Annotated in this window: 5 protein-coding genes; all 5 read left to right on the forward strand. The window is 44.1% G+C overall.

Annotation, left to right across the window (positions count from 1 at the left end; genetic code table 11):
• The 5 genes from ADH67_RS12700 (at window position 1) to ADH67_RS12725 (ending at window position 9,557) form a co-directional block, all read left to right on the forward strand.
• The gene (locus ADH67_RS12700) at window positions 1-1,482 is read left to right on the forward strand and encodes an FAD-dependent oxidoreductase (protein ID WP_066594223.1); all 1,482 of its coding nucleotides are present in this window, start codon (window positions 1-3) and stop codon (window positions 1,480-1,482) included.
• A 119-nt stretch (window positions 1,483-1,601) separates the two neighbouring features.
• Complete coding sequence (locus ADH67_RS12705) at window positions 1,602-2,756, forward strand: porin (RefSeq protein WP_066594224.1); 1,155 nt, start codon at window positions 1,602-1,604, stop codon at window positions 2,754-2,756.
• Between the two features lie 1,968 nt (window positions 2,757-4,724).
• Window positions 4,725-7,853, forward strand: a complete 3,129-nt coding sequence (locus ADH67_RS12715; protein WP_066594226.1) for a hypothetical protein — start codon at window positions 4,725-4,727, stop codon at window positions 7,851-7,853.
• Between the two features lie 49 nt (window positions 7,854-7,902).
• The gene (locus ADH67_RS12720; RefSeq protein ID WP_143597752.1) at window positions 7,903-9,087 is read left to right on the forward strand and encodes an autotransporter outer membrane beta-barrel domain-containing protein; all 1,185 of its coding nucleotides are present in this window, start codon (window positions 7,903-7,905) and stop codon (window positions 9,085-9,087) included.
• A gap of 242 nt (window positions 9,088-9,329) precedes the next feature.
• The gene (locus ADH67_RS12725) at window positions 9,330-9,557 is read left to right on the forward strand and encodes a hypothetical protein (protein ID WP_066594230.1); all 228 of its coding nucleotides are present in this window, start codon (window positions 9,330-9,332) and stop codon (window positions 9,555-9,557) included.
• Window positions 9,558-9,706 lie beyond the last annotated feature (149 nt).

Genomic DNA, 9,706 nt, shown 5'->3' on the forward strand with positions numbered 1-9,706 from the left:
ATGACGAACTTAAAGAAATTAACAGTTTCCGTTCTCTTGGCGACAGTTCCTCTCTTCGTAGCCTCTGCAGCTGATATTGAAAAAATAAACACTGACGTTGTGGTAGTCGGAGGCGGAGGCACGGGACTTTCAGCTGCTGCTTCCGCCCATCAGCACGGTGCCAAAGTTATCCTTCTTGAAAAATTAGCCTTTGTCGGCGGGAGCTCAGCTTTATCCGGCGGAGCGTTGGCCGCCGGAGAGTCAAATCCTCAAAAAAGAGCCGAGACAAAAGATGTCTCCAACGAAGGATTTGCCAAAATCTGGCTTACCGATCAAGACCGTTCATTTCCCGGCGGGGATGAATCCATGCCTGATATTGATCGTATAAATAAATTGACAAAAGAATTCAATACCACCGTCAATTGGATGGAAAAGGACATCGGTCATAAATTCGCAGTTCCCCGTCCTTTCGGCTACGGCGGTCCGAATTACGCCCATGCCCCGGCAGAAGCTCCGATTCCTGCCTCAGGCCGCGGTTCCTCTCATGCCGGCGGAAGATTTGTCATTAAGGCATTTAAGAATTATTTAGACCGGGAAGGCGTGCCAATCATGACCGGTACTAGAGCTCAAGAACTTATTACTGACGATAAAGGAAATGTTGTCGGTCTCAAGGCTCTTAAAGGCAAACAACCGATCGAAATTCGTGCAAAAGCCGTTGTTCTTGGAACCGGCGGTTTTGCCAGAAACAAGGACCTCTTAGAAAAGTTTGCTCCTTCTTATGCACCTTACACCGATGTTTCTAACGCCACACCCGGTGCGACCGGCGACGGCATTCTTATGGCTCAAAAGATTGGGGCTGCCGGCTTTAAAGACGGCTGGGTCATGGGGATTAGTCCCGTTTCCACAAAACGTGAGTTAAATGACACATTAAAGACTAAAAACGTCTTCAAAGATGATGTTTTCGTCAATCAGGACGGCAAACGTTTCGTAAAGGAAGATTTACCGTACATTGTTGATCCCATCGCTGCTCAGAAAGCTGCTTGGGCTATTCTTGACAGTAAAGATCCAGCCAAAAATGAACTTCTTTCTAAATTCAATGACCCGGCAATTGTGGTTCATGCAGATACATGGGAAGATTTAGCAAAAGCAATGGGAGTTTCCCAGCAATCTCTTAGGGCGACCATGGAACAGTACAACCAAGCCTGCAAAGATAAAAAAGACACTCTCTTAAACAAAGAGCCGGAATTCTTGGTCCCGGTAGACAAGGCTCCTTACTACGCCGTCCGTGTTATTCCGTCGACAATGGGCACGATCGGCGGCCTTCAAACCAACAACAAGTTCCAAGTTTTAAGAGCTGACGGCTCCGTCATCAAAGGACTCTATGCCGGCGGCGAAACCGCCAACCGTCCTTTCTACCGCAGAGTCTACACATCCGGGACAGGATTAGGCCTCGCTTACACCTCAGGCCGTATCGCAGGTGAAAATGCCGCTAAAGAAAAATAAGCACTTCCTATAGTCCAATCAAAACCCGTCCCAAAGTTCACTCATTGAATCTGAGGCGGGTTTTTCTTCCTTCAAAGTTATCGAGATTCTTGAAAAACTGCGTCGTCAAAGGATGAATCATGTCTTCCAAAATTTTTATTCTTATCTCCGCTTTATTACCGATGTTGCTTGCCTCGGCCAATGCTCAAGATAAAAGTCACATCACGCTGTTTGGAGTGGTCGACGACGGCTTGGTCCACACATATCAAAAAAAGAACCTCGACGGTAAGAAGACTGTGCAAAATAAAACTGAGCTGCGTTCCGGAGTTTATCGCGGGGCACGATGGGGAGTCAGAGGCATCGAGGACTTAGGAGGCGGTTACTCCGTAGGATTTGTGTTGGATGCCGGATTTAAGGATGATAACGGACAGCAAACGATGGGGCGACTGTTCGGACGCGAATCCAGTTTGAATGTCAAAGGACCTTTCGGTGAACTTTACTTCGGGCGCATTGGAGCCATCACTAGCGGCGCCGGTCCAATGGCAATAGCCGCGTGGTATTCGCCGTTCGGCACTTCCTGCGGTCAATTTGCCGTGACTTCCTACAACTACATGTTCAATTTCCAGCGTGTAGACAACTCAGTGTCCTACCGTTCACCTGCGTTACAAAATACCCGACTCCTTTTACAGTATTCACGCGATGTTGACGGACTGGAAGACATCGATCCAAACAAAGCAGGAATCCAGCATGGCGAGGAAGGTAAAAGTTCCACCGGCCAATACTATGCAATTGGATTTCAATACAACAATAAAAAGGTTGATTTCAACCTCGGGACAGACCATCTGACATATTCGAAAAATGCAGCCGGTATAAAACCTAAAGGAGCTTACACGGTAACTTTCGGCGGATCCGTTAAGTACTCCAAATTAGAAATTTACTCCGGAGCGCAAGTTTTTTGGCATGCAAACAGCAAATGGATAACCACCTACAACCTTCTTTGGAATCAACAAGCGTACTTGAACGGGTATGCAGTCTTGGGAGGCATTGAATATGTCATCGGGGGCGGCCAAGCTATGGCCGCCGTCGGATATAGCAAAACCCGTTCAGCGACACTTGATCAAGAAAGGCGTGGTCATATGACAGGAGCTTCTCTCGGATATGCTTATCCCCTTAGCAAAAGAACTAATCTTTACTTCCTATTCAACGCCAATTATGCAAGACAAAGTTACGGAAGCTCTCCGGCAGTTAAGACAACTACCTTTGAAGAAGCAATCGGTCTGACACATTTCTTCTAGAGCCAAGATTAGAGAGAATCGAGTCGGGAAGGTTCGGTCTACACAACATCATAGTCTCCACTGATTACCGGGAGGCTCTGTTTTTTGTGACTGTTATAAGAAGAAAGCATCCTTGCTACCCCTCCAATAAGCAGCGAAAAACACATAAAAATTGAGCCTGAAACCGCAAGATTTCAAGCTCCGACCAACATAGAAAAGCTGAGATAAATTAAAAATTATTTGGCCTAACTACTACAAATACAACAACCTGTTCAAAGTGCAGCCATCCCTTTTATTGAGCGTCCCTACCCTCTTATACGAGGAGCGTTTGTGCTTCAAATGTAATTTTTTCCTTCCTTGAAAACTTGTTTCTCATCGGGGCCTCAGCTTTTGCAATTAGTTCAGTGGATTCAAACTGCCTCATTCTTCAAGATCTCCAAGAAGCAGAAACCAATTGGCTTTCTACCCCTCCAACTCAAGATCCACTAACAGACAGTTTTGAACAACTTAGTGGGTCATAAAATCTGTCGGTTATGGGATCTTCAGAGTTGCCGCTTGACAATACTGCACCTAATTGATAACGAGTTAGTAAACGTGTAGTAAGCAACCGATAAACCAATTGGTAAATCTTTTGCCGTGAGGAAAATAATTTCGTAGTTAAATCCTTCTCTGCGAAGAATGGAAATGCGAACTGAGAAGCCGCACGAAAATATCTAGCCATGGCCTTTTGGCAATAGCTGAAACAAGGACAAATAGAACTATTTGGAAGTATCTGCGAGCTGTTGAAGCCAAATCGAGACAGATTCAGTCGTAAAAAACTTTTTGCTGTAAGAGTTAATCCGAAATTTTTTTGGACTCCGCTACCCCAACGGTGGGGGGGGGTAAACAGATGTTTTTGATGTAATTTTTTTCATACCTATGTATCCCTCGTTTCGAGCAGTCTATTACAACTCTCTCTATATGTGCTTCTTTTCCATCTCGGTTTTTCCCTTACCCATCCAAACAAAATTCTTAGAAACTAAATAAAATTCTTAGAAACTAAACAAAGAATATGCAATAACCCATTGATAATTAAAATTTTTATGCATCTAGGCCTTGTCTATCATTAATCTATGAACAACGCCTGTTGCAAAAAATACACAAATAAGAAAAATTTCCGGAAAGAATCAGAAAAATCTTTGGAGTTCCTTCTCTTCTTAAAGGCCTCTCCATTGACAACAGGCCAAAACCTTGGCTCTTCCCTTCTTGCATCGCCCTATTGAAAGCCAGAGAGGAAAGGGGTCCATAAAAACACAGAACTAAGCACCAAATGAATAATTAGCGCATCTTTAAGAAATCCAAAAGCAGGGGTAAACCCATTTGATGATAAACTTTACTCTGAGATAAAATGAAAAAAATAATTAAAAGATATACAGAGAAAAGCTGAAACCACGTGATAAAAGGAACCTATATCACCCATGAAGAAGCTTTCTGTTTGTTTATCTTATTCACAGAGAACCGCATCTCTTCTCCATCGGCTTGACAACAGGGCACAACGCCTGATGTCGATGTATCTCTTGACATCCAAAGCCGTGGAACGTTGCAGGAAGACCAGCAAAAGACTCTTCTTTTATGCATTCCTGTCTAAAGGAAATGAATGGCTGGCTTCTCCAAGTTGCCGCGTCGACTTTCAAGTTAATTCTTTGATTTAGAAATTAACTCCAAACAAGAATTTTTCAACCAGTTTTTTGCGACTTTTCTACATTTCTTTCGATCTCCAGAAAGTTCAACTGCTCTTAATAAGAACTCCTGACCGAGGATGGAACAGCGCCGAAAACTAAACAATTTTTCATTCAATAAGAAGACGCAGAGCTTCATTTGAAAACATAACAAGAGAATAGAAAAGCTGAGGCACGAGGAAAAAATGAAAACACTACAGACTTTCTCAGTCCAAAGAAAACTAAGTTTACTTACCCTAGCTTGCAGCGCCTGTTTAGGAGGGGGGGGGAGTTGTCAGCAGAACCTTTTACCCAAGACTTCACTCCTAATCAGAGTATAACTGCTCAATCTGAATGGTCATGGATTGGAACAGAATATTTATTCGGGCACGGCCCGGCAAGCTCTGCCTACGCACAATTTTCAGAATCCTCTCTAGCGGCTGCCTCACCTACCGCCATTCCCAACTCGCCAAGCAGGAACATTATTGGTGAGGGCGCTCCAGTCAACGTCAATGAACAGACTCCGAACATTACCTCTTCTACTAAAGTTGTTGGTGCGAAGGAGTGGACCACCCAAGATCCCCCTAAGTCTAACTTCACGATAAATTCCTCTCAAGTGGCTGTTTCGGGAGTGACACTGGATGAAATCATCGGAGGCTTCCACACCAGAGTGTTGCCAGCTAATGAAAAAGAAGTTCTTCTTGTTTTAGGTACTGCTGATACGACAGTCAACAACACAGAGGCCGACTATATTATTGGAGGAAGTAAAGCTTCCAACGCTAACCTAGTTGTTTTTGAGTCCGGCACGCTTAAAACTACCCTCCACGAAGGAACCCTCGTTAAGAAAGCCTTCATAGGCGGAAATTACATTAAGGCCACAGGGCATCCTGGAGGAGGTCCAGCTTCCTCATCATCCAGCTCTGATTCCATCACAAATATTATCGATTCAGGTATTTTTAACGGAAAGTTCATTGGGGGGAGCTATGCCGAAAACTATGGTAACAATGACAAGCCTCTAACTGTTAGCGACAACAAAATTTCTACCGTAATTTCAAACGGTGATTTTACGAATGTGGAAACAATTTATGGAGGGAGTGTTGCTGACGGGAAAGATTCTTCTGCTTCTGCCGGATATGTCGAACTGGTTCTTACCGGAGGCAACTTAAATTTCTACAACGCTAAAGGAGATTCTGTCCGCAAATCCATATATGCCGGTAGCGCGGCTTTAAACGGGGGCAACGCCCAGACAGAACAAACCAAGCTTGTAATTGATGGAAGTTCGAAGAACTTTGTTGGTAATAAAAATGCTAACGACGCTTTGGCCGGCAGCGGAAACCAAATGGTCTATTTGAATGCATTTGGAGGAGGACTGAATTCTACCGTTACTGCAAGTTCTTCAGTTTTAATTAGAAACGTGTTTGCAGGCTTTATAGATACAAAAAATGGGGTTAAAAAATCCCAACTCTATGCTGGTTCAAACATTAAGTCACAAGGTAACTATCGCGATGGAGATACTCAAATTGAAGTCCACGACTCTATTCTTCTAGCAGATGTTTTGGGTGCCGGCTTTATTTATGAAACTGACAACACTCAATTTGAATCAGGAAATGCTGTTTCCATCGTAAAAAATTCGGCCCTAGATGGATGGACTTCCGGGACCAATAGATACAGCGGACGCGTTTTTGGGGCCGGAAGAATGGAAGCTACCACCAAGTCAACCATGTTAGTAGCTTCGTCAAATGTTTTAGTCAGCAATGTTGCTGGAAAAGATATTGAGAATCTGGACGGTACGGTTACTCACAATCCCGGGTCTCAAGTATTTGGGGCAATGCAATCCTACGGAAATAAGAACTCCCTTTCCTACGTCGGATTTACGAATGTTCGTATTGAAGGAGAAAATACCTCTCTTGCGGAAGCTTTTGGAGGAGGAATTATCAGCGGGACTGTAAAGCGAGACCAAAATAGCACGCTAGCGGTAGGAAACAGCTTTATAGAAGTAGATGGAGGAAATATAGACGGTTTTCTAGTTGGAGGGAATAACTCTAACTGGTTCGGAAGCAGTGTCATAGGCAAACTGGATGACTCAGGAACCTTTGAGCTAAATGGGCATCATTTCTCTGAAGGAAGTTCCACGGCGGTGTTAAAAAACGGGGGAAATGCAGAAAGCCTTCTCGTTATTGGCGGCAGCCTGACAGATTATAGCTACTACACGACTGAACAAGGGAAACGAGAATCTTACGTTCTTGGCACATCTAGTGCCATTATTTCCGGAGGTGAGGCTTATGTTGCAGTGGGCGGCGGATATTCTACTTTCTATATGGAAAAGCCAATCACTGGAGAAATTAACGATGATGCACCTGTCAGCAATGTTCAAGGAGAAACTCGAGTTGTCATCTCTGGAGGCAAGATCTCTGAAACTGTCATTGGCGGTGGCTTTGCGGAGACTTCTAATGCAGAAATGGCATCGAAAGCTTTGGTCGATGGAGATACCTACGTCTTGGTCGCGGGAGGTTCGATTAAGGATGTAGTCGGAGGCGGACTCGCTTCCGGCCCGACTGCTGTAGCAGACGTTTCTGGAGACAGCAACATCGTTATCGCAGGAGGTTCCATCTCAGGGAATATTTATGCTGGGGGCGTAGTTCAGAACGGAACAGAAGCCGCTTCTGCAAAAGTCCAAGGCAATGCAAAAGTAACTTTCCTGTCCGATATCGGATTTAAGGGCCATATCGACGGAAGCAATGTAGAAAATACTTCAACCCTTGCTTTTGGTGATGAAGAAAATAGATTTAATGGCAAATTTGCCGGATCCTTCTCTGAATTTAATGAGCTGAGTGTCTCTGCTGGCTCTAAAGTAGAACTCGATGAGCTAAACATCAAGGACGCAGGAAAACAAGGTGTGTTAAAACTGACGGGCAAAGGAGAAGTTTACTCAGACAGCCTAGGTCTTACTGACGGTTCACGCCTAGAAGTTCTTAAAGGAACTCTTGTTGCTTCTTCAGCAGAATTAAGAGGTGGTATGCTTTATCTCGATCCTAACTGGGATGAGGCGCCGAGCCTTGTAGCCATTGAAAATCCTTCAGAAATTAATTCCAAGATTGTGGTAGGACAGAACTCTGCTTTAACTCTCGGAAGCCAGGATCCTCAAATGGCGTTAACAGCTATTGAACGCGGAGGTCATTCTTTAAGTTCCAACGATATTAAAGCTGCCGCTTACATTGCGAAACCCGTGACCGTGACTAATTCTCTGCTAATTGATGGAACTGCAGAAAATAACGCTGCAACTATCCGACCGGAAAATGGAGTGGTAGTAAAGAAAAACAGCGCATTAATTATCGATGGTTCTAATGACAAGCCGATGGTCAACGGACAAAGGGCTATGACATTTAAAACAGAAGCCGGTTCCACGGTTCTTGTTAGTTAATAATGCGCAAACTGGCAAGAATATTCACTTAGCTGCTGGCTTTGGTGGCATGTCTATTGACGAAGGAACTGTCATCAAGGCATCCAATCGAGTTATTGATCTCAAGAAGATTTCCTTAGATGAGAACGGAGAGTTTGTTGTTGCCACCGAAGCAAACTTGAACCCAATCTCGAATGTTTTAATTCCAAACACAGTTCTTGCAGTAGCTGAAGGCAAAAAAGGACTCGGTGCTGATCGTGTTAATGAGATTCTAAATTCACTGAACAATCTTAGCGATCAGGAAGCCGAAAAAGCACTTAACTCAATTGCCTTAATGGGAGTTGGTTCAGGAGCTCAGACTGCTGCTCTGACAACTTCGGACTTTATTCAAGATTCTCTGAATCTCCATGGCTCAACCCTCGCCGCTTATTCGCACCAACCTTCCGGAGCCGATCTCTGGATAGATGTAAACGGGATGTTCAGCAAAGCAAACCGTTACAAGGCAGGAACTGAAACCTTTGGATATAAGAGCGACTTAGGCGGCGTGACCTTAGGAGGCGACTATTCATTTGAAAACGGTTATACCTTAGGCCTGGCAGGAAGTTTTGGCAAAGGCTCTGTCAGAGGTCAGGGTGCGGCCTCCGGAATAAAGAACGATATTTCCTATTATGGTCTCAATCTCTACGGTGTCGTGCCGGCCCAATACGCAAACTTTGTTGGTACTCTCGGCTTTCTTCAAACCAAAAATGAAATCAAACAGAACGGGTACAAAGGAAAACCGGACGTCACCTCATTCAGTTTAAGTCTTCTTGCAGAAAAACCTCTGGCGTTAAATGAAGCGGTGACGGTCACACCTCATGTGGGCGTACGTTACACCCATTTGAAACTCAACAGTTTCAATGCAGGAGGAATGACTTACAAGGCGGATAACGTCAATCTTGTTTCTGTTCCCATTGGTGCAGCATTAAACGCGAACTTAAGCACACAAGGAGGCGTCAAGGTAAAACCCTTCATGGACGTTACTGTTGCTCCAACTTTCGGGGATAGAAAAGTTAAAAACAAGGTCGGTCTGCAAGAAACCGGTACTCTCGATTCTTTTGATGTCCGAATTGCTAATAACGCAATGTTCCGCGGAAAACTTGGAATCGAAGCCTCGAAGGGCAAGCATGCTTTAGGAGTCAACTACGGAGTTGGAGCAGGAAACATGGGACGCGTAGATCAAACAGTCCAAGTTAAATATCGTTTCCAGTTCTGATTTTTCATAAACCTCTAAACGAAGCTTGATCCCAGGATCTATCGTTGCAGTAGATGAGACTCAAAAGAGCCTTGTCTACTGCAGATTTCTTACTAAGGCTCCTATCCGTTTTATTGATATTTTGATTGAGCTACCACGATAGAAATTTTGCACCCATTTTTATAGAGATCCCTTCCAATTTCTGAGAATGATATAACCTATTGTGCATTCAGTGATTTACTCCCTATATCGATGTCCAAATTTTGCCGACATTTGGAAGCCAAAAGGCAACGAACAAGTTTGCCGTAGAAGGAGGTTCCGTCACGGATGTTTTCGATTCCAAAGTTGCCAACAATGCTATGTACTCAGCTAAGTTAGGAGCTGAAGTGGCCCGAGGAAATCATAGTTTTGGACTGAACTATGGATTAGGCTCCGGCGATTATGGCAGAGTAGATCAAGTCCTTCAGGCAAAATACAGATATAGCTTTTAGACAATAAGCATCCGAGAATAACGAGTATGTAAGCAATTTTGTGTCTTGTCCGATTTAACAATTTTCCTTTGTTTGGAGAGTAGTTAAACTTCTAAGCAAGGGATTGGAGAATCAAAGATGGCAAGAAGAGTAAAGCAACCTCTCAGTGA

It is taken from the genome of Turicimonas muris (assembly GCF_002221595.1).
In the GTDB taxonomy this organism is placed as follows: domain Bacteria; phylum Pseudomonadota; class Gammaproteobacteria; order Burkholderiales; family Burkholderiaceae_F; genus Turicimonas; species Turicimonas muris.